18 protein-coding genes are annotated in these 20,394 nt (G+C 66.2%); 14 read left to right on the top strand and 4 right to left on the bottom strand.

Annotated features, from left to right (window positions below; translation table 11 throughout):
• Positions 1–2: 2 nt before the first annotated feature.
• Positions 3–917 (bottom strand): nodulation factor ABC transporter ATP-binding protein NodI, encoded by a 915-nt coding sequence (gene nodI, locus ACN8ZM_RS08410; RefSeq protein WP_043182724.1) that lies wholly within the window; start codon positions 915–917, stop codon positions 3–5.
• Positions 918–1,254: 337 nt separating this feature from the next.
• Between nodI and ACN8ZM_RS08415 the strand changes: the two genes are divergently transcribed.
• A complete protein-coding gene (locus ACN8ZM_RS08415) occupies positions 1,255–1,752 on the top strand; it encodes a universal stress protein (RefSeq protein ID WP_011351890.1) in 498 nt (165 codons plus the stop codon).
• 97 nt (positions 1,753–1,849) lie between these two features.
• On the opposite strand, the gene ACN8ZM_RS08420 is transcribed toward ACN8ZM_RS08415, so the two are convergent.
• From ACN8ZM_RS08420 to lexA, 3 genes are read right to left on the bottom strand one after another with little or no spacing between them, the layout of a single operon-like run.
• Positions 1,850–2,569, bottom strand: coding sequence for a DUF2939 domain-containing protein (locus ACN8ZM_RS08420; RefSeq protein WP_301769038.1), 720 nt, complete (start codon positions 2,567–2,569; stop codon positions 1,850–1,852).
• 29 nt (positions 2,570–2,598) lie between these two features.
• Positions 2,599–2,934 (bottom strand): hypothetical protein, encoded by a 336-nt coding sequence (locus tag ACN8ZM_RS08425; protein ID WP_043182727.1) that lies wholly within the window; start codon positions 2,932–2,934, stop codon positions 2,599–2,601.
• Positions 2,935–2,960: 26 nt separating this feature from the next.
• Complete coding sequence (gene lexA / locus ACN8ZM_RS08430; protein ID WP_009689103.1) at positions 2,961–3,608, bottom strand: transcriptional repressor LexA; 648 nt, start codon at positions 3,606–3,608, stop codon at positions 2,961–2,963.
• Between the two features lie 264 nt (positions 3,609–3,872).
• Between lexA and ACN8ZM_RS08435 the strand changes: the two genes are divergently transcribed.
• The 13 genes from ACN8ZM_RS08435 (at position 3,873) to ACN8ZM_RS08495 (ending at position 20,366) form a co-directional block, all read left to right on the top strand.
• Positions 3,873–4,910 carry a sulfate ABC transporter substrate-binding protein gene (locus tag ACN8ZM_RS08435; protein WP_043182729.1) on the top strand — a complete coding sequence of 346 codons (1,038 nt, stop codon included), beginning with the start codon at positions 3,873–3,875 and terminating at the stop codon, positions 4,908–4,910.
• A 121-nt stretch (positions 4,911–5,031) separates the two neighbouring features.
• Positions 5,032–5,925: a sulfate ABC transporter permease subunit CysT gene (cysT, locus tag ACN8ZM_RS08440; protein ID WP_043182731.1), complete on the top strand. Its 894-nt coding sequence runs from the start codon at positions 5,032–5,034 to the stop codon at positions 5,923–5,925.
• A complete protein-coding gene (gene cysW, locus ACN8ZM_RS08445; protein ID WP_089450424.1) occupies positions 5,922–6,872 on the top strand; it encodes a sulfate ABC transporter permease subunit CysW in 951 nt (316 codons plus the stop codon). Before cysT ends, cysW begins: the two co-directional genes overlap by 4 nt.
• Before the next feature lie 13 nt (positions 6,873–6,885).
• Positions 6,886–7,944 (top strand): sulfate/molybdate ABC transporter ATP-binding protein, encoded by a 1,059-nt coding sequence (locus ACN8ZM_RS08450; RefSeq protein WP_043182735.1) that lies wholly within the window; start codon positions 6,886–6,888, stop codon positions 7,942–7,944.
• Positions 7,945–8,022: 78 nt separating this feature from the next.
• Positions 8,023–8,949: a CysB family HTH-type transcriptional regulator gene (locus ACN8ZM_RS08455; protein WP_043182737.1), complete on the top strand. Its 927-nt coding sequence runs from the start codon at positions 8,023–8,025 to the stop codon at positions 8,947–8,949.
• A 496-nt stretch (positions 8,950–9,445) separates the two neighbouring features.
• A complete protein-coding gene (locus ACN8ZM_RS08460; RefSeq protein WP_043182738.1) occupies positions 9,446–9,832 on the top strand; it encodes a DUF805 domain-containing protein in 387 nt (128 codons plus the stop codon).
• Positions 9,833–10,109: 277 nt separating this feature from the next.
• Positions 10,110–11,060, top strand: coding sequence for a sugar ABC transporter substrate-binding protein (locus ACN8ZM_RS08465; protein WP_420210949.1), 951 nt, complete (start codon positions 10,110–10,112; stop codon positions 11,058–11,060).
• A gap of 145 nt (positions 11,061–11,205) precedes the next feature.
• Complete coding sequence (locus tag ACN8ZM_RS08470) at positions 11,206–12,819, top strand: sugar ABC transporter ATP-binding protein (RefSeq protein ID WP_089450427.1); 1,614 nt, start codon at positions 11,206–11,208, stop codon at positions 12,817–12,819.
• Entirely contained in the window at positions 12,816–13,835 is a 1,020-nt protein-coding gene (locus ACN8ZM_RS08475; protein ID WP_043182744.1) for an ABC transporter permease, read from the top strand. The genes ACN8ZM_RS08470 and ACN8ZM_RS08475 overlap by 4 nt, the downstream gene beginning before the upstream one ends.
• A 35-nt stretch (positions 13,836–13,870) precedes the next feature.
• The gene (locus tag ACN8ZM_RS08480) at positions 13,871–14,902 is read left to right on the top strand and encodes a LacI family DNA-binding transcriptional regulator (protein ID WP_043182745.1); all 1,032 of its coding nucleotides are present in this window, start codon (positions 13,871–13,873) and stop codon (positions 14,900–14,902) included.
• Complete coding sequence (gene rbsK / locus ACN8ZM_RS08485) at positions 14,899–15,834, top strand: ribokinase (protein ID WP_420210950.1); 936 nt, start codon at positions 14,899–14,901, stop codon at positions 15,832–15,834. Before ACN8ZM_RS08480 ends, rbsK begins: the two co-directional genes overlap by 4 nt.
• 268 nt (positions 15,835–16,102) lie before the next feature.
• Positions 16,103–17,890, top strand: a complete 1,788-nt coding sequence (locus tag ACN8ZM_RS08490) for a methyl-accepting chemotaxis protein (RefSeq protein WP_420210951.1) — start codon at positions 16,103–16,105, stop codon at positions 17,888–17,890.
• 553 nt (positions 17,891–18,443) lie between these two features.
• Positions 18,444–20,366 carry a PrkA family serine protein kinase gene (locus ACN8ZM_RS08495; protein WP_043182748.1) on the top strand — a complete coding sequence of 641 codons (1,923 nt, stop codon included), beginning with the start codon at positions 18,444–18,446 and terminating at the stop codon, positions 20,364–20,366.
• Positions 20,367–20,394: the final 28 nt, after the last annotated feature.

Below are 20,394 nucleotides of genomic sequence, written 5' to 3' on the forward strand. Positions count from 1 at the left end.
GATCAGTCCTGCATTTCGCGGCCCGTGAGCCGCAGGAACACATCTTCAAGATTGGCCGGGCGATGCAGATAGCGCAACCCCGGGCGACCCTTGAGCCGCGCACTGAGCGGTTCCGGGTCGCTCACGTAGCAGAACAGCGTCTCGCCGCTGATCTCGGTGTGCTTCGCGAACGCCGACAGCTCGTCGCGCAGCGTGGCCGGATCGGGCCCGTAGATCTCGATCACGTCGCAGCCGATTTCCGATTCGATCAGCGCGTGGGGCGCGCCTTCGGCGATCTTGCGACCTTCCTCAATCACGCACAGCCGGTCGCACAGGCGTTCGGCTTCTTCCATGAAGTGCGTGGTGATCAGGATCGTCTTGCCGCGTGCGAGCAGCGAGCGCAGGCGTTCCCACATGAGGTGACGTGCCTGCGGGTCGAGGCCCGTCGTCGGCTCGTCGAGCACCAGCACGTCGGGATCGTTGACGAGCGCGCGCGCGAGCGTCAGGCGGCGCTTCATGCCGCCCGACAGCTCGCCGACCTTCGCATCGGCCTTGCTCTCGAGCTTCGCGAATTCGAGCAGCGGCTTCACGAGCGCGCGCGCAGCCTGCGCGGACATGCCGAAATAGCGGCTGAACACGAGCAGGTTCTCGCGCACGGTGAAGTCGGGGTCGAGATTGTCGAACTGCGGAACGACCCCGACGCGCTGGCGCGCATGCCGCGCGCGTGATGGAACCGGTTCGCCGCAGAGCGAAATGGTGCCCGCGTCGGGATGCGTGAGGCCGAGCAGCATTTTCAGCGTGGTGGTCTTGCCTGCGCCGTTCGGCCCGAGCAGGCCGTAGCATTCGCCGGCCTGTACCGTGAAGGACAGGCCGTTGACGACGAGCTTGTCGCCATAACGCTTTTCGACGTTCCGGAAATCGATCGGTGCAACGGACATGGGCATGTTGTCGTTGTAAGCGGGCGCGGAAGCGTTCCGCTGCCCGATGCGTGGCCGGTTGGCGAACCGATCGGACGATTGCGTGTCACACGGGCATGACCGAAGTGCACGATGCCGGCGCCTGATGGCCCGCTGGAGTACGAACGGGCCATTCTAGTGCATCGGCTGCGTCTCTTCAGGGCATGCCTGCACGGTGCGATGCATGCGCGCACCGATCGTGCACCGCATCATCGCGCACGCGCCGAGCGGGGCGAATCAGCGTTTTCCATCCCTTGCGTCCTGAATTGCGGCGCACCATGATGAATGCGTAGGCTCGTTGTTGCGATAGGGAGGTTTCATGGCTAGCTACAACAAGATTCTGCTGTGTTACGACGGCACGCTCGAAGGACGCAAGGCATTGCGCTGCGGCGCCAATCTCGCGATGGACCTGAAGGCCGAGACGCATTTGCTGTCGGTCGTCGACATGCGCTCGAGCATTGCACAGAGCGCGGGTTTGCTGACCGACGTCGCGTGCGGCCGGTTCGAGGAAACCGCGCGTGAAATCCTGCAGGAAGGGGTGAACTGGCTGCGCGAGCGCGGCGTGCAGGCCGAAGGCCATTTCGCGTTCGGCTATCCGATCGACGAAATCGCGAATCTCGCGACGGAACTGCAGGCCGACCTGGTTGTGGTCGGCCATCGGTGCCGCAGCGGGCTGTCGAGATGGTGGATGGGCTCGGGTAACACGCAACTGCTCGATCGCGTGAACTGCAGCATTCTGGTTGCATGTTCGTCCGCGCAGGAGCAGAAGGCCGAAATCGCGCGCGAGCGTGAAGCGGCCACGGCGAACGGCAAATGATCCCATGATTCGATGACTGCCTGACCGGCGAACCGCGCCGGTCAGGCGTCGTGCCACGTCAGTGGCGCGGGCGCCGGCCGTGGCCAGTCAGGACCGGTCAAGCGTGCAGGTCGATCGCCGACAACTTCCACGAGAACAGGCCGAAGCGGTGGAATATCGCCGCGTAGCGCGTGCCGTCGGCACTGCGCTGGTAGGTCACGACGAATTCGTCGATATTCCGGTAGCCGGCGCTGGTTTGCTGCGGGTGCGGCGAATGCGTTGCATCGGCCGGGCTGGCCGGTGCGGCAGCGGCGGGTGGTTGCGATGACGCAGCCGTAGCGGCTGCGTTGCTACCCGGAGTCGCAGCGCTCGCCGGTGCCGGATTGGCCGTTGGTGCGGCCGGCGCGTTGCCCGGTGCATTGCTGCCTGACGGCAGATTCGACCATTCCGGTGGACGCTCACCCGGATTGCCACGCGGCGGCAATCCGCTCATCAGCGCGGCCACACCCTCCGGGGTCGCGTACGCATCGACCAGCGGGCCGATCAGCGCAGACCCGATCAGCGCGCCGATCACCGCGAACGGATTGTTCTTCTTCACCGCGTCGATCCGGCGCATCAACTCTTCCGTGACCTGCTGCTTGAGGCTGATGCGCAGCGACGGAAAATCGACATATTCGCTGATGGCCTGCGCGTCGCGCGCATCGATCGCCGATTTCAGGCGACCGAGCGCGACGTACGGCGACGCGTAGGCATAGCCGATCGCCGCAATGATGGCGACGGCCAGCACGACGATCAGCAGGGGCTTGAGCCGCCAGGCGCGGCTCGACGATCCGGTCACGTTGCCTCCGGTGCGGGGATGTTCCGCAATCAGAGACCGCCTGGCGTGGCCGATCGTTCCTCTGCGATGCAGCGATCGATCATCCGGCACACGGCATCGATCGTGCCGACCATGATCAGGCGCGAGCGGCCGTGATAGACGCGCACCGGTGCGCGGCGTGCGGGTTCCGCGTGATTCAGGCCGGCGTTCAGCGATACCCGCGCGAAAGCGGGGAGCGCCGACGGCAGCAGGGACGCCTGCCGTTCGACTGCGACTTCTTCTTGCACAGGCGCCGCCGCGGACAGCGGTGCGCAGGGCGTGCGGCCGCGCAGGTGACGCAGGCGACCGAATTGACGGAAAGGCAGCAGACGGGAAAGGCGTTCCATGATGTTCTCCTCAGCGAGACGGAATGTCAGAGTTCGCCCGAGCGGATCAGCCCGACGGCGATGCCTTCCAGCGCGAATTCCGCGCTGCCGGCCTTGACGAAGATGTTTTCGTAATCCGGGTTCTCCGCGATCAGCTCGAGACCGCCCGGCCGGCGCATCAGACGCTTGACCGTGACGTCGTCGCCGAGACGCGCGACGATGATCTGGCCGTCCTTCGCTTCCGTGCGCTTCTGCACGGCGAGGAGGTCGCCGTCGAGGATGCCGGCGTCGCGCATCGACAGGCCGCGCACTTTCAGCAGGTAGTCGGGCTTGCTGGAGAACAGCGCGGGATCACACGCGTAATGCTGCGAGATGTGCTCCTGCGCGAGGATCGGGCTACCGGCCGCGACGCGGCCGACGAGCGGCAGCGACAGCTGCATCAGGCCGGCGTGCGGCAGCGTGAACTGGTGCGGGGCGTCGTCGATGCCGAGCAGGCGGATGCCGCGCGACGCACCGGCGGCCAGCTCGATCACGCCTTTGCGGGCCAGCGCGCGCAGATGCTCCTCGGCCGCATTCGGCGAGCTGAAGCCCAGCTCGGCCGCGATCTCGGCACGGGTGGGCGGGAATCCGGAGCGCTCGATCGCGCGGCGGATCAAGTCGAACACTTGCTGCTGACGGGCGGTGAGTTTGGTCATGGCTGAACTGTATGGATAGACAGTGAGCTGTATTTTTATACAGTAGTTCGCGAATTTCAAGTGTTACGTGAGGTTCGACGCGATCACGCCGGTTCCGGCGCGATTTCGCGACGTCCGGACGCCGGTTCATCTGCCGCAACCGTCCATCCCGTCTGCGTTAGCACTTTTGAGTATTAAAAAATGAGGAACGATTATTTTTAATCATGTAACCCGTTCGTTAGACTGGCCCGACATCGCAATACCGACAACACTGGAGAACCAAGGATGGGCAAGCGCAATACGGGGCTGGTGGGCGGAGTGGGCCGCCTGATCGCAACACTCGCGCTGGGCGCGGCGGCGGCGCTGGGCGTCGCGACGCACGCGCAGGCCGATACGACGTTCCTGAACGTGTCGTACGACCCGACGCGCGAGCTGTATCAGGACTTCAACCAGGCGTTCGGCAAGGAGTGGAAGGCCAGGACGGGTGAAACGGTCAACTTCAAGCAGTCGCACGGCGGTTCGGGCGCGCAGGCGCGCTCGGTGCTCGACGGCCTGCAGGCCGACGTCGTCACGCTGGCACTCGCGTACGACATCGACGCGCTCGCGAACAAGGGGCTCGTCAACAAGGACTGGCAGAAACGCCTGCCCGACAACGCGTCGCCGTATACGTCGACGATCGTGTTCCTGGTGCGCAAGGGCAATCCGAAGGGGATCAAGGACTGGGACGACCTGACCAAGCCGGGTATCTCGATCGTCACGCCGAATCCGAAGACGTCCGGCGGCGCGCGCTGGAACTACCTGGCTGCCTGGGCGTACGCGCTGCACAAGCCTGGCGGCAACGAGCAGACGGCGAAGGAATTCGTCACGAAGCTCTACAAGAACGCGGGCGTGCTCGATTCGGGCGCGCGCGGCGCGACCACGAGCTTCGTGCAGCGCGGGATCGGCGACGTGCTGATTGCATGGGAGAACGAGGCGTTCCTGTCGGTCAAGGAGTTCGGTACCGACAAGTTCGAGATCGTCGTGCCGTCGGTGAGCATCCTGGCCGAACCGCCGGTCGCGGTGGTCGACAAGGTGGTCGACAAGAAGGGCACGCGCAAGCTGGCCGAGGCGTACCTGAACTTCCTGTACAGCCCGCAGGGCCAGGAGATCGCGGCGCGCAACTACTACCGGCCGCGTTCGAAGAACGTGCCGGCGGAGCTGACGAAGCAGTTCCCGAAGCTGAAGCTGTACACGGTCGACGATACCTTCGGCGGCTGGACGAATGCGCAGAAGACGCATTTCGCGGACGGCGGCGTGTTCGATTCGATCTACAAGCCGCAGTAACGCCATAACGACAGCGGCGCGCCACGACAGCGCGCCGCATCCCCGACGGCTGCCGGCGCAATGCATCGCGCCGGCGTTTGCGTCGGACCCGTGAGCAGCAACGACCCAGCAAGAGCATCCGATGACGACGTACACCTTTCGCAAGCCGAGCGCGCTGCCCGGTTTCGGCGTGACGCTAGGCATCACGGTGGCCTATTTGAGCCTCGTGGTGCTGATCCCGCTCGCCGCCACGTTCCTGAAAACCGCGACGCTGTCGTGGGACCAGTTCGTCACCGCCGTCACGTCGCCGCGCGTGCTCGCGTCGTACCGGCTGACGTTCTTGTCCGCCCTCGGCGGCGCGCTGATCAACGCCGTGTTCGGTTTCCTCGTCGCGTGGGTGCTCGTGCGCTACACGTTCCCGTTCAAGCGCCTCGTCGATGCGATCGTCGACCTGCCGTTCGCGTTGCCGACGTCGGTCGCCGGCATTTCGCTCGCGGCCGTCTACGCGACCAACGGCTGGGTCGGCCAGTATCTCGCGCCGCTCGGCATCAAGATCGCGTTCACGCCGGCCGGCGTGCTGGTCGCGCTGACCTTCATCGGGCTGCCGTTCGTCGTGCGCACGGTGCAGCCGGTGCTCGAGGATTTCGAGCGCGAGCAGGAAGAGGCCGCCGCGTGCCTCGGCGCGTCGCGCTGGCTGACGTTCCGCCGCGTCGTGCTGCCGGCCGTGCTGCCGGCGCTCCTCACCGGGTTCGCACTGGCGTTCGCGCGCGCGCTCGGCGAATACGGCTCGGTGATCTTCATCGCCGGCAACGTGCCGATGAAATCCGAGATCACGTCGCTGCTCATCATCACGAAGCTCGAGCAGTACGACTACGCGGGCGCGACCGCGCTCGCGGTCGTGATGCTCGTCGTGTCGTTCCTGATGCTGCTGCTGATCAACACGCTGCAGTGGTATCTGCAGCGCCGCACCAGCAAGGGCGCGAGCGGCCCCGCGCCCGCCACCGTCACCGCCGTCGCAGCAGGAGGCCAGCAATGAGCCAGGAGGCCACCGTCGTGCTGAAAACCCCGTCTTCGGCTGCGCAAGGGCGCGCCGCAAAGCGGCTCGACCCCGTCAGCGAGTCGCGCGTCGTGCGCTGGCTGCTCACGGGCATCGCGCTGGCGTTTCTTGCGTTCTTCCTCGTCGTGCCGCTTGCCGCGGTGTTCGTCGAGGCGCTGCGCAAGGGCATCGGCTTCTATCTGGAATCGCTCGCCGACCCCGATGCGTGGGCGGCGATCAAGCTGACGCTGACCGTCGCCGCGATCGCCGTGCCGCTGAACCTCGTGTTCGGCGTGTGCGCGTCGTGGGCGATCGCGAAGTTCGAGTTCCGCGGCAAGGCGTTGCTGACGACGCTGATCGACCTGCCGTTCTCCGTGTCGCCGGTGATCTCCGGCCTCGTCTACGTGCTGCTGTTCGGCGCGCAGGGCTGGCTCGGGCCGTGGCTGCAGGATCACGACGTGCAGATCATCTTCGCGGTACCGGGCATCGTGCTCGCGACGATCTTCGTCACGTTCCCGTTCGTCGCGCGCGAACTGATTCCGCTGATGCAGGCGCAAGGCACCGACGAGGAAGAAGCCGCGCGTGTGCTCGGCGCATCGGGCTGGCAGATCTTCCGTCGCGTGACGCTGCCGAACGTGAGGTGGGGCCTGCTGTACGGCGTGATCCTGTGCAACGCGCGCGCGATGGGCGAGTTCGGCGCGGTGTCGGTCGTGTCCGGCCACATTCGCGGCGTGACCGACACGATGCCGCTGCACGTCGAGATCCTGTACAACGAATACAACTTCGCGGCGGCGTTCGCGGTGGCGTCGGTGCTGGCGCTGCTCGCGCTCGTCACGCTCGCGCTGAAGCTGCTCGCCGAGCGCCACCTGGCCGCCGAACTGGCCGGCGCGCGCGATACCGCTCCCGCACATGCCGGCCCCGTCGCCGTCGTTTCGTCGAAATCGTAAAGAGGCAACCAGAATGGGTATCACCGTCCGTCACCTTCAGAAGCGCTTCGGCGATTTCACGGCGCTCGACAACGTATCGCTCGATTTTCCGCCGGGCGAACTGGTCGCGCTGCTCGGGCCGTCCGGCTGCGGCAAGACCACGCTGCTGCGCGTGATCGCGGGCCTCGAGCACGCGGATGCGGGGCAGGTCGTGCTGCAGGGGCTCGACGTCGCGTCGGTCGGCGCGCGTGAGCGCCAGGTCGGTTTCGTGTTCCAGCACTACGCGCTGTTCCGCCACATGACGGTATTCGAGAACGTCGCGTTCGGGCTGCGCGTGAAGCCGCGCCGCGAGCGGCCGTCGGAAAGCGTGATCCGCGACAAGGTGCACGAGCTGCTGAAGCTCGTGCAGCTCGACTGGCTCGCGCAGCGCTATCCGTCCGAGCTGTCGGGCGGCCAGCGCCAGCGGATCGCGCTGGCCCGCGCGCTCGCGGTCGAACCGAAGGTGCTGCTGCTCGACGAACCGTTCGGCGCACTTGACGCGAAAGTCCGCAAGGAGCTGCGCGGCTGGCTGCGTCGTCTGCACGACGACCTGCACATCTCGACGATCTTCGTCACGCACGATCAGGAAGAGGCGCTGGAAGTCGCGGATCGCATCGTCGTGCTGAACCGCGGCCACGTCGAGCAGGTCGGCAGCCCGCAGGACGTCTACGATCATCCGCAGAGCGCGTTCGTCTACGAGTTCCTCGGCGCGGCCAACCGGTTGCCGGGCACGGTCGCCGGGCGCGGCTTCGTCGCCGAGGGCGCAGCCGCGCCGATCGAGGTCGACGCCGATTTCGCGGGCCCCGCGAATGCGTACGTGCGGCCACACGACCTGCAGCTGTGGCCGGCGGGCGAAGGGCACCGCGACGGCATCGCAGTGGACGTGCGCCGTGTGATCCCGCTGGGCGGTTCGGTGCGCGTGGAGCTCGAGGCGCGCGCAGGCGGCGCGCTCGAAGCCGAACTCGACCGCGACGCGTGGCGTGCGCTGTCGCTGCAGGTCGGCGACGGCGCGACGGCCGTGCCGCGCGCGGTGCGCGTATTCCCCGCGCGCTGACGCGCGGGTGCAGGGCAGGAGGGGGCGGGTGCCGCTCCGACTACACAAGCAAACAACGACAGCCTAAGAGGCATACCCATGAATTTTCAGCAACTGCGCTTCGTGCGCGAAGCGGTGCGCCAGAACATGAACCTGACGGAAGTCGCGAACGTGCTGTACACGTCGCAGTCGGGCGTGTCGAAGCAGATCAAGGATCTCGAGGACGAGCTCGGCGTCGACATCTTCATCCGGCGCGGCAAGCGGCTGACGGGGCTCACCGAGCCCGGCAAGGCCGTGCACCAGCTGATCGAGCGGATGCTGCTCGATGCCGAGAACCTGCGCCGTGTCGCGCGCCAGTTCGCCGACCAGGACAGCGGCCACCTCGTCGTCGCAACGACCCACACGCAAGCGCGCTACGCGCTGCCGAAGGTGATCCGGCAGTTCACCGAGGTGTTCCCGAAGGTGCATCTCGCTTTGCGCCAGGGCAGCCCGCAGCAGATCGCGCAGATGATCCTGAACGGCGAGGCCGATCTCGGCATCTCGACCGAGGCGCTCGACCGCTACCCGGACATCGTCACGTTCCCGTGCTATTCGTGGCACCACACGGTGGTCGTGCCGAAGGATCATCCGCTCGTCGGCCGCGAGAACCTCACGCTCGAGGAAATCGCCGAGTACCCGATCATCACGTACGACCAGGACTTCACGGGCCGTTCGCACATCGACCAGGCGTTCACGCAGGCGGGGGCCGTGCCCGACGTCGTGCTGACCGCGATCGACGCGGACGTGATCAAGACCTACGTCGAACTCGGGATGGGGATCGGCGTCGTCGCGGCGATGGCCTACGATCCGCAACGCGACACGGGGCTCGTCGCGCTCGACACGCAGCACCTGTTCGAGGCGAGCACGACGCGGGTCGGGCTGCGCAAGGGCGCATTCCTGCGCGCGTATGCGTACCGGCTGATCGAGATGTTCGCGCCGCACCTGAACGAAGCGGAAATCGCGGGGCTGTTGCGCGAAGCCGTTTGACGACAGCGCGTCGCGCGCCGTCCGCGCCGTTGCAGCAGACGGCGCGACGTCCCTGCGCGGGTTGTCATGCATTGGGCGGCGGCACGCGATCTGCCGCCGCCTTGGTGGTTCGATTCACCGAATCATCGACCGCCATCGCGGTTTCCAGTCCGATTCATCCCCCCACGCGGCGACCGAGATGCGGTCGCCTGCCGGCACACCATCAACACAGCACGTTCGAGCGCCCCGTTTCGGGTGCTGTCATCTGCCATACCGGGCGACCCGTTTCCACACGGATGTGATTCAATGCGCGTGAATGCCGGCGGACGGATGCCCTCGGCCACGCTCCTGACCGATAGGCCCGCACGGCGGCGCAATGCGCCGCGCCGGAACGAACCGCGGGGCGCATGACCGACAGCCGGTTCGCATTCATGGAACCATGCGCCCGGATTGCCGGCTCCGACACACTCGGCGACATATTGCGCAGTACGCAACACACGTGACGAAGCGCTAAACAATGAATCTGAAATGGTTTCTCTTTTCCTTCGAAGGCCGAATCGGGCGTCTGCCGTGGTGGATCTACGCGCTGGCTTACGCTTTGCTCTGCGCGTTTTTCGATGCGGGTTCGCGCGGCTCGTCGACTGACGATCTGCCGCTGCTTGTGGTGCTGGTGGGCGTCGTCATCGCGGTCATCGCGGTGTGGTCGTCGATTGCGGTCGGTGTGAAGCGGCTGCACGACATCGACAAGTCGGGATGGTGGATGCTGTTGTTGTTCGTGCCGATCGTCGGCTCGCTCGCATTGTTCGTGATGAACGGCTTCATCGCCGGCACGCCGCAGGCGAACCGGTTCGGCGAGCCGCCGTCGGTTGATGAAGACGCGCCGGCGCCGCATGATCCGGCGTGACGCGCGCTCCGAATAAACCCTTAAATATTGATCAGACAGGTTGCGCGCCGACACGAATCGGTACAGCATAGCCTTCACTCCGCCGGCGTCCCGCCGGCGGTGGCGTGTCAACGACAGCACGCGTCAGGCAGTCGGCCGTCTGCCTCGCTTCCATTCCGTGGTACCGACAGCAGCATCGATGGCCGTTGTCCGGGTAGTGTGGCGCAAACGTTTGCTCACATTAAAACAACAGTCAAACAATTGTCAGGCCCTTGGGGCCAGTCGCCAGGAGATGTGTATGAATGTCCTCTTTCGCCGTCGCTTCCTGACCGCCGCGCTCGCCGCCGTCGCGGTCGCCGCCGCACCGGCCGTCTACGCGCAATCGATGGCCAAGCCGAAGGTCGCGCTCGTGATGAAGTCGCTCGCCAACGAGTTCTTCCTGACGATGGAAACGGGCGCGAAGGAATACCAGAAACACAACGCGAGCCAGTTCGACCTGATCACCAACGGCATCAAGGACGAGACCGACACCGCGAACCAGATCCGCATCGTCGAGCAGATGATCGTGTCGAAGGTCGATGCGATCGTGCTCGCGCCGGCCGATTCGAAGGCGCTCGTGCCGGTCGTGAAGAAGGCGGTCGACGCGGGCATCATCGTCGTGAACATCGACAACCGGCTCGACCCCGACGTGCTGAAGTCGAAGAACCTGAACGTGCCGTTCGTCGGCCCGGACAACCGCAAGGGCGCACGCAAGATCGGCGATTACCTCGCGAAGCGGCTGAAGGCGGGCGATCAGGTCGGCATCGTCGAAGGCGTGTCGACCACCACCAACGCGCAGCAGCGCACGGCCGGCTTCCAGGACGCGATGAAGGCGGGCGGGATGAAGGTCGTGTCGGTGCAGTCCGGCGAATGGGAGATCGACAAGGGCAATGCGGTCGCGGCCGCGATGCTGAACGAATACCCGAACCTGAAGGCGCTGCTGTGCGGCAACGACAACATGGCGATCGGCGCCGTGTCGGCCGTGCGCGCGGCCGGCAAGCAGGGCAAGGTGCTCGTGGTCGGCTACGACAACATCAACGCGATCAAGCCGATGCTGAAGGACGGCCGCGTGCTCGCGACCGCCGATCAGTACGCGGCGAAGCAGGCGGTGTTCGGCATCGACACGGCGCTCAAGGCGATCGCCGAGCATCGCAAGCAGGCCGACATGTCGGGCGTGGTCGAGACGCCGGTGGATCTCGTGACGAAGTGATGCAGCTCCGATGCGGCCGCCACCCTCAAGAATTTGGCGCGGCGGCCGTTATCCGGGGTGAGCGCGATCACGGCCACTGCATGCACATGCACTTGTGAGCGTCACACCCGCGCGCCGCGTGCGCGCGGCCGCAACCAGGATCGCGATGGACCCGACCTTCCAACCCTCCCGCGCAGCCACTCCCGTGCTGTCCGTATCCGGCATCGGCAAGACCTATGCCGAACCCGTGCTCGCCGACGTCACGCTGACGCTCGAGCCGGGTCACGCGCTTGCGTTGACGGGCGAGAACGGCGCAGGCAAGAGCACGTTGTCGAAGATCATCGGCGGGCTCGTCGAACCGACCACCGGCACGATGCAGCTCGGCGGCCAGCCGTATGCACCGGCGAGCCGGACCCAGGCCGAAGCGCTCGGCGTACGCATGGTGATGCAGGAGCTGAACCTGCTGCCGACACTGACGATCGCCGAAAACCTGTTCCTGAACCGCCTGCCGCGGCGCTTCGGGATCATCGATCGCGCGCGGCTGCGCGACGATGCGCGGGCCGCGATGGCACAGGTCGGGCTCGACACCGTCGATCCCGATACGCCGGTGGGCGCGCTCGGCATCGGCCATCAGCAGATGGTCGAGATCGCGCGTAACCTGATCGGCGACTGTCGCGTGCTGATTCTCGACGAACCGACCGCGATGCTGACCGCGCGCGAAGTCGAGCTGCTGTTCGAGCAGATCGACCGGCTGAAGGCGCGCGGCGTCGCGATCGTCTACATCTCGCATCGGCTCGAGGAGCTCGCGCGCGTCGCCGAGCGGGTCGCGGTGCTGCGCGACGGCCGGCTCGTCCATGCTGGCGACATGGCGGCGACGACGTCCGACGGGCTCGTCACGCTGATGGTCGGGCGCGAGATCGGCGAGCACATCGATCTCGGCGAGCGCCGTATCGGCGCGCCGCGGCTCGTCGTGTCGGGCCTCACCCGCGGCACGGCGGTGCGCGACGTGTCGCTCGAAGTCCGCGCGGGCGAGATTTTCGGCATCTCCGGGCTGATCGGCGCGGGTCGCACCGAGCTGCTGCGGCTGATATACGGCGCCGATACGCCGGATGCGGGGACGATTGCGGTCGGCCAGCCGCTGAAGCCGGCGCGGATCGGTTCGCCCGTCGAGGCGGTGAAGCACGGCATCGCGTTGATCACCGAGGATCGAAAGGGCGAAGGACTGCTGCTGTCGCAGTCGATCACCGCGAACGTGTCGCTCGGCCAGCTCGACCGGCTCGCGCGCGGCGGCATCGTCGACAGCGCGCGCGAAACGGCGCTCGCCGAGCAGCAGATCGATGCGCTGCGGATCCGCACGCACGGTGCGGCGCAGGCGGTCGGCGAGCTGTCGGGCGGCAATCAGCAGAAAGTCGTGATCGGCCGCTGGCTCGCGCGCGACATGGGCGTGCTGCTGTTCGACGAGCCGACCCGCGGGATCGACGTCGGCGCGAAGTTCGAGATCTACACGCTGATGGGAGCGCTCGCGCGCGAAGGCCGCGCGCTCGTCGTCGTGTCGAGCGACCTGCGCGAGCTGATGCTGATCTGCGACCGGATCGGCGTGATGTCGGCCGGCCGCATGACCGCCGTGTTCGAGCGCGGCAACTGGACCCAGGATGCGCTGCTGGCCGCGGCGTTTGCCGGCTTCGGCCGCGAGACGCCGCCGGGCGGCACACGGCATCCGGACGCGGGGCAGGCGCCAGGCGCCGCTCCGGGCACTTCGACGACAGGACGACAGCCATGACCCAGCCTCCCGTATCCCCGACCGACGCAGGCGCGCAGCAGGACGTGACGGGGCGCCGCGCGCGCACGCTGTCCGGCACGCGGCTCGGGCTGTCGAACTATCTCGGGCTCGCCGGCGCGCTCGCCGCGATGATCGTGCTGTTTTCGGTGCTGAGCTCGCATTTCCTGACCTACGACACGTTCAGCACGATCGCGAACCAGATTCCCGATCTCGTCGTGATGTCGGTCGGGATGACCTTCGTGCTGATCATCGCCGGGATCGACCTGTCGGTCGGCTCGGTGCTCGCGCTCGCCGCGTCAATGGTCAGCGTCGCCGCGCTGAAATGGCAGTGGGGGCCGTTGCCGGCCGCGTTGATCGGCATCGCGGTCGCGACCGTCACGGGCGCGCTGACGGGCGCGGTCACGGTCGGCTGGCGGATTCCGTCGTTCATCGTGTCGCTCGGCGTGCTGGAGGCCGCGCGCGGCGTCGCGTACCAGCTGACGAATTCGCGCACGGCCTATATCGGCGACGCGTTCGATTTCCTGTCGAACCCGATCGCGCTCGGCATCTCGCCGGCATTCCTGATCGCGGTCGCGGTGATGATCGCGGCCCAGTTCGTGCTGACGCGCACCGTGTTCGGACGCTATCTCGTCGGGATCGGCACGAACGAGGAAGCCGTCCGACTTGCAGGGGTTAACCCCCGGCCGTATAAAATTCTCGTATTCGCACTGATGGGCGCGCTCGCCGGGCTCGCATCGCTGTTCCAGATTTCGCGGCTCGAGGCGGCCGACCCGAACGCGGGCGTGGGCCTCGAACTGCAGGTGATCGCGGCCGTCGTGATTGGCGGCACGAGCCTGATGGGCGGGCGCGGCTCGGTGATCAGCACGTTCTTCGGCGTGTTGATCATCTCCGTGCTGGCCGCGGGGCTTGCGCAGATCGGTGCGAACGAACCGACGAAACGGATCATCACCGGCGCGGTAATCGTGGTGGCAGTCGTGCTCGATACGTATCGCAGCCGGCGCACACGCGTGCGGTAGAAAGACAGACAGAACAGACCAGAGAGAAACGGGAAATGGCGACGATCAAGGATGTGGCGGCCATGGCGGGCGTGTCGTTTACGACCGTCTCGCACGTGGTGAACAATTCGCGGCCGGTGTCCGCGGATGTGCGTGCGAAGGTCGAGGGCGCAATCCGCGAGCTGAATTACGTGCCGTCGGCCGTGGCGCGCTCGCTGAAGGCGCGTGCGACGGCGACCATCGGCCTCGTCGTGCCGAACAGCACGAATCCGTACTTCGCGGAGCTTGCGCGCGGCATCGAGGATCAGTGCGCGGCCAACGGCTATTGCGTGTTCTTCTGCAACTCGGACGACGATCCGGTGAAGCAGCGCAACTACCTGCGCGTGCTGCAGGAAAAGCGCATCGACGGGCTGATCGTCGCATCGGCCGGCGAGGATGCAGTGCTCGCGCAGACGCTCGCGGATATTCACGCGCCGCTCGTCGTCGTCGACCGCAACATCGAGGGGCTCGCGGCCGATCTCGTGCAGATCGACCACGAGCGCGGCGCGTACCTGGCGACGCGGCACCTGCTCGAGCTCGGGCACGCGAAGATCGGCTGCATCACGGGGCCGACCGACACGGCCGTCAGCGCGATGCGCGTGCACGGCTTCATCCGTGCGATGGCCGAGCGCGGGGTCGACATCGTGCCGGGCGCGATCGCGGAGAGCGACTTCTCGTGCCTCGGCGGTTATCACGCGGCGTCGCGGCTGTTCGAATCGGTGCGGCCGAGCGCGATCTTCGCGGGCAACGACCTGATGGGCGTCGGCGCGCTGCGCGCGGCGGCCGAGCGCGGCATGCGCGTGCCGGACGACTGCTCGATCATCGGGTTCGACGACATCGAATTTTCCCGCTACACGTATCCGGCGCTGTCGACGGTCGGCCAGTCGGTGCGCGCGCTCGGCGAAATGGCCGCGCAGACGCTAATCGAGCGGATCGGTGGCGGCTCGACGGCCGTGCCGAGCCGCCGTCGCGTCGTATCGCCGCGCCTCGTGCTGCGTGAATCGACCGCGATCTACCGCGAGCCGCCGGTCTCCGGCGGTCGCGCATGATGGCGCTCGCACCGGGCGCCGGCCGCGTGACGGTGGTCGGCAGCCTCAACATGGATCTCGTCGTGCGCGCGCCGCGTCTGCCGTTGCCGGGCGAAACGCTCGCCGGCCACGCGTTCGCGCAGGCGGCGGGTGGCAAGGGTGGTAACCAGGCTGTCGCCGCTGCGCGGCTTGGTGCGCAAGTCGCGATGATCGGCTGCGTCGGCGCGGATGCGCATGGCGCGGCCCTGCGCGCGGGCCTCGAAGCCGAGGGGATCGATTGCGCGGGGCTCGCGACGAGCGCGTCGGCAGCGACCGGCGTTGCGCTGATCGTCGTCGACGATGCGAGCCAGAACGCGATCGTGATCGTCGCGGGCGGCAACGGCGAGGTCACGACCGATACGGTCGCGCAGCACGAGGCCGCACTGGCGTCGGCCGACGTCGTTATCTGCCAGCTCGAAACGCCGCCGGACGCGGTGTTCGCCGCGCTGTCGGCCGGGCGTCGGCTCGGCCGCACGGTGGTGCTCAATCCGGCCCCGGCCGTCGCACCGCTGCCGGACGGCTGGCTGCCGCTCGTCGATTACCTGATCCCGAACGAGGTCGAGGCCGCCGCGCTGACCGCGCTGCCCGTGCGCGACCCGGCGGAGGCGGAAGCCGCCGCGCGGGCGCTGCAGGCAAGCGGCGCGCGCAACGTGCTGGTCACGCTGGGCGCGCGCGGCGTGCTGGCGCTGACGGCCGATGGTGCGGCGCGGCATTATCCGGCGCCCGCCGTGCAGGCCGTCGACACGACGGCGGCCGGCGATACCTTCATCGGCGGCTTTGCCGCGCAGCTCGCGGCCGGCGCGGACGTCGACACGGCCATCCGCTTCGCGCAACGCGCAGCGGCACTGTCGGTCACGCGAGCGGGCGCGCAGCCGTCGATTCCAACGCTAGCCGAACTGGCCGATAGGGCCTGATCGCCCATCGCGGCCGGCTCGTCGCCAACGACGGCCGGCCGGGCGCCGCGACGCCCGCCGGCTGTGGCGGGCCTTCCATCTCCTGGCTTCCCGGGCACACGCGAAACGCGCATTTTTCATTCAGCTATTTGTAATAAACAGACGAATAATTCGAAAAAATAGCGGGATCGCCATCAAGTTGTGCGGTGCACGGTCGTAAATGCACCGGGTGAAGCAATGCTTCGAGCCAACGGGCCGGGCCCGTTCATGACGCAACACAGGATGGATGATGGTGTTCAGGAACCTGACGATTCGCGCGCGCATCGGTTTGACGATGGCATTTCTGGCGGTGCTGCTGGGTGTAACCGGCGTGCTCGGGGTGTACGGCATGACGCGCTCGAACGACTCGACGCGCGATATTTTCACGAACCAGATGCCGAGCGCGGTCGATGTGGCGATGGCGGAAATGTATGCGGCGCGCGAGCGTCTTGCGCTCGACCGCGCGGCGCTGCTGGCCGGCACGCCCGATGCGGCGGCCGCCGTCGAGCGTAGCCGCGCGATGCGCACGCAGGCCGACGCGTGGTGGCAGAAATACCTGGCGCTGCCGCGCGGGCCCGAGGAGGATCGGCTCGCGCAGGACGTCGTCGCGAAGCGCGAGGCGATGCAGCACGGCTGTGACGCGTTCGCAAGCGTCCTTGGCGCGGATCAGCGCGATCGCATCGGCGACGGCGCCAAGCAGCTCCAGGTGCTCTACAACGACCTCGCGGTGGCCAGCGAGGCGCTGCGCAACTTCCAGTTCACCGATGCGCAGGCGAGCTTCAATCATGCGGAATCGGCGTTCGACACGCTGCGCGTGCTGTCGATCGTCGCGCTCGTGGCCGGGATCGGCGCCGCACTGGTGTCGTGGTTGACGCTGAGCCGCGCGATCGGCCGTCCGATTGCCGACGCGCTCGCACATTTCGACGCGATTGCCGCCGGCGATCTGCGCCGGCCGATCGTCGTGGACCGGCATGACGAGATGGGCCAGCTTCTCCAGGGCCTGGGCAAGATGCAGCGCGGGCTCGTCGACACGGTGCGCACTGTGCGCGGCGGCAGCGAGTCGATCGCGACCGCGGCGCGCCAGATCGCGGCCGGTAACATCGATCTGTCGTCGCGCACCGAGGAGCAGGCCGCGGCGCTGCAGGAAACCGCGTCGAGCATGGAACAGCTGACCGGCACCGTGAAACAGAACGCGGACAATGCACGTCAGGCCAGTTCGCTGGCCGCGAATGCGTCGGAGATTGCAAACAAGGGCAATACGGTGGTCGGCCAGGTGGTCGGCACGATGGGCGAGATCAACGACAGCTCGGCGAAGATCGCAGACATCATTGCGATCATCGAGGGAATCGCGTTCCAGACCAACATTCTTGCGCTGAATGCAGCGGTCGAAGCCGCGCGGGCAGGCGAGGAAGGCCGAGGTTTCGCGGTCGTCGCGGGTGAGGTGCGCAGCCTGGCCCAGCGTTCGTCGACTGCGGCCAAGGAGATCAAGGTGCTGATCGACGCGTCGGTGGAGCGCATCCGGTCGGGTTCCACGCTGGTCGACGAAGCGGGGCGCACGATGAGCGACGTGATCGGTGCGGTGCAGCGCGTGACGGACATCATGGGCGAGATCGCAGCGGCGTCCGAGGAGCAGAGCGGCGGGATCGACCAAGTGGCGCGCGCGGTCGCACAGATGGACGAGGTCACGCAGCAGAATGCGGCGCTTGTCGAGGAAGCCGCGGCCGCCGCACAGTCGCTCGACGAACAGGCCGGGCGTCTGCGTGAAACAGCGGCGGTATTCCAGCTCGACGACGACGCGTCACGCCCGGGCGCCGCGGCGCCGGTTGCGGTGCGTCACGCGCCGCGTGCGCCTTCCGTCGCGGTTGCCATGCCCGTCCAGACTGACGTTGCGCAACGCGCAACTGCTGTGCGCGACGATCGCGATGCACCGCCGAAACGCGTGGCCGCAGCGGCGCCGATGCGCAAGCCGGTCGCTGCCGCTGCTGCGCCCGCGCAGTCGGCCGTGACCGCGGACGCGGATGACTGGGAGACCTTCTGATTCGCGCGTGCCGCGCATCTATCCCCATTTGGTGACGAACGACGCCCGCGATATGCGGGCGTCGTCGTTTCTGCGCCGGAAAAAAATGTGACACGCGATGTGCATGAATGACGATCGTGCATCGTCGCATGCATCGCGTGACCTGCATCGCCGGATGCGTGCACAGCTGCATGTGACGTTCCCGCATCCGTCGTACGGGTATCTCCGTAAGGGCGCTGCGAAAAAAATTTGTAACGGCGCGCGTAACGTGTCGTCGCAAACGGCTGCTCGAACGTATAGGGATGAAGGGGGGAAGTGACGACGTCGGATGTGTCCAACGCACAAGACGTTCCGTCGTTCGACGAGACGTGACGGATGCAGTTTCTGCGGCTCGGGAGATCGATTGTAAAACGACGAAATGTGTTGTCCAAGCGGTGTTGTCGAGAATGACGAACTTCATACGAAGAGTTCGTGAAAAAAAATAAGAAAGGGTTTAGGATGAATTCGAACGCGCTTGCTTCTGCGCAGTCGTACGAAGGCAGGCACGTCTTCAGACTCAGGCGAGGGAGGTAGCATGGATATTTACAGCAGCTTCGCGAACCGCTTCGAAAAAACGCGAGAGGAAGAGCTCTCGCTGGAGGAGTATCTCGCGCTCTGCAAGAACGATCCATCCGCGTACGCGACGGCTGGTGAACGCATGCTGGCAGCAATCGGGGAACCTGAACACATCGATACCCGCAACGAGCCGCGCCTGTCGCGGATCTTTGCGAACAAGGTCATCAAGGTCTATCCGGCATTCCGTGAGTTCTACGGAATGGAGGAAGTGATCGAGCAAGTGGTCGCGTATTTCCGTCACGCTGCGCAAGGGCTCGAAGAGAAGAAGCAGATCCTCTATCTGCTGGGTCCGGTGGGCGGCGGCAAGTCGTCGATCGCCGAGCGTCTGAAGCAACTGATGGAGCGCGTGCCGTTCTATTCGCTGAAGGGTTCGCCCGTCAACGAATCGCCGCTCGGGCTGTTCGACTACGACGAAGACGGTCCGATCCTCGAGGAACAGTACGGCATCCCGCGCCGCTACCTGAAGAACATCCTGAGTCCGTGGGCCGTCAAGCGGCTGCACGAATACAACGGCGACATCCGCCAGTTCCGCGTGGTGCGCCGCTATCCGTCGATCCTGCGGCAGGTCGGCATCGCGAAGACGGAGCCGGGCGACGAGAACAACCAGGACATCTCGTCGCTGGTCGGCAAGGTCGATATCCGCAAGCTCGAACAGTACGCGCAGGACGACGCCGACGCATACAGCTACTCGGGTGGCCTGTGCCTGGCGAACCAGGGCCTGCTCGAGTTCGTCGAAATGTTCAAGGCACCGATCAAGGTGCTGCACCCGCTGCTCACTGCGACGCAGGAAGGCAACTTCAAGGGCACCGAGGGCTTCGGCGCGATTCCGTTCGACGGGATCATCCTTGCGCACTCGAACGAGTCGGAGTGGAAGGCGTTCCGCAACAACCGCAACAACGAGGCACTGCTCGACCGGATCTTCGTCGTGAAGGTGCCGTACTGCCTGCGTGTATCGGAAGAGACCAAGATCTACGAGAAGCTGATCCGCAACTCGTCGCTGGCCGAGGCCGTGTGCGCGCCGGGCACGCTGAAAATGATGTCGCAGTTCTCGGTGCTGTCGCGCCTGCACGAGCCGGAGAATTCGAGCCTGTTCTCGAAGATGCAGGTGTATGACGGCGAAAACCTCAAGGACACCGATCCGAAGGCGAAGTCGTACCAGGAATACCGCGACTACGCGGGCGTGGACGAAGGGATGACGGGCGTGTCGACACGCTTCGCGTTCAAGATCCTGTCGCGCGTGTTCAACTTCGATTCGAGCGAGGTCGCGGCCAACCCCGTGCACCTGATGTACGTGCTCGAACAGCAGATCGAACGCGAGCAGTTCCCGCCGGAAACCGAGCAGAAGTACCTGTCCTTCGTGAAGGACGTGCTCGCGTCGCGCTACGCGGAGTTCATCGGCAAGGAGATCCAGACGGCCTACCTCGAGTCGTATTCGGAGTACGGCCAGAACATCTTCGATCGCTACGTCACGTATGCGGACTTCTGGATCCAGGATCAGGAATTCCGCGATCACGATACGGGCGAGAGCTTCGACCGCGCCGCGCTGAACGCGGAGCTGGAGAAGATCGAGAAGCCGGCCGGCATCAGTAATCCGAAGGATTACCGCAACGAGATCGTGAACTTCGTGTTGCGTGCGCGGGCGGCGAATGCCGGCAAGAACCCCGTGTGGACGAGCTACGAGAAGTTGCGCGTCGTGATCGAGAAGAAGATGTTCTCGAACACCGAGGAACTGTTGCCGGTGATTTCGTTCAACGCAAAGGGTTCGGCGGAGGAACAGCGCAAGCATGAGGACTTTGTGAACCGGATGGTCGCGAAGGGCTATACGCCGAAGCAGGTGAGGCTGCTTTGCGACTGGTACCTGCGCGTGCGCAAGTCGTCATGACGCGCGCGGTACCGCGCCCGTACGGCGT

This window comes from Burkholderia aenigmatica (assembly GCF_048627025.1).
GTDB lineage: Bacteria > Pseudomonadota > Gammaproteobacteria > Burkholderiales > Burkholderiaceae > Burkholderia > Burkholderia aenigmatica.

Bases quoted from the DNA above. Each gene is read 5' to 3' on its own strand.
- nodI (WP_043182724.1), bottom strand. From the start codon at position 917: ATGTCCGTTGCACCGATCGATTTCCGGAACGTCGAAAAGCGTTATGGC.
- ACN8ZM_RS08415 (WP_011351890.1), top strand. From the start codon at position 1,255: ATGGCTAGCTACAACAAGATTCTGCTGTGTTACGACGGCACGCTCGAA.
- ACN8ZM_RS08425 (WP_043182727.1), bottom strand. From the start codon at position 2,934: ATGGAACGCCTTTCCCGTCTGCTGCCTTTCCGTCAATTCGGTCGCCTG.
- lexA (WP_009689103.1), bottom strand. From the start codon at position 3,608: ATGACCAAACTCACCGCCCGTCAGCAGCAAGTGTTCGACTTGATCCGC.
- ACN8ZM_RS08435 (WP_043182729.1), top strand. From the start codon at position 3,873: ATGGGCAAGCGCAATACGGGGCTGGTGGGCGGAGTGGGCCGCCTGATC.
- cysT (WP_043182731.1), top strand. From the start codon at position 5,032: ATGACGACGTACACCTTTCGCAAGCCGAGCGCGCTGCCCGGTTTCGGC.
- cysW (WP_089450424.1), top strand. From the start codon at position 5,922: ATGAGCCAGGAGGCCACCGTCGTGCTGAAAACCCCGTCTTCGGCTGCG.
- ACN8ZM_RS08450 (WP_043182735.1), top strand. From the start codon at position 6,886: ATGGGTATCACCGTCCGTCACCTTCAGAAGCGCTTCGGCGATTTCACG.
- ACN8ZM_RS08455 (WP_043182737.1), top strand. From the start codon at position 8,023: ATGAATTTTCAGCAACTGCGCTTCGTGCGCGAAGCGGTGCGCCAGAAC.
- ACN8ZM_RS08460 (WP_043182738.1), top strand. From the start codon at position 9,446: ATGAATCTGAAATGGTTTCTCTTTTCCTTCGAAGGCCGAATCGGGCGT.
- ACN8ZM_RS08465 (WP_420210949.1), top strand. From the start codon at position 10,110: ATGAATGTCCTCTTTCGCCGTCGCTTCCTGACCGCCGCGCTCGCCGCC.
- ACN8ZM_RS08470 (WP_089450427.1), top strand. From the start codon at position 11,206: ATGGACCCGACCTTCCAACCCTCCCGCGCAGCCACTCCCGTGCTGTCC.
- ACN8ZM_RS08475 (WP_043182744.1), top strand. From the start codon at position 12,816: ATGACCCAGCCTCCCGTATCCCCGACCGACGCAGGCGCGCAGCAGGAC.
- ACN8ZM_RS08480 (WP_043182745.1), top strand. From the start codon at position 13,871: ATGGCGACGATCAAGGATGTGGCGGCCATGGCGGGCGTGTCGTTTACG.
- rbsK (WP_420210950.1), top strand. From the start codon at position 14,899: ATGATGGCGCTCGCACCGGGCGCCGGCCGCGTGACGGTGGTCGGCAGC.
- ACN8ZM_RS08490 (WP_420210951.1), top strand. From the start codon at position 16,103: ATGGTGTTCAGGAACCTGACGATTCGCGCGCGCATCGGTTTGACGATG.
- ACN8ZM_RS08495 (WP_043182748.1), top strand. From the start codon at position 18,444: ATGGATATTTACAGCAGCTTCGCGAACCGCTTCGAAAAAACGCGAGAG.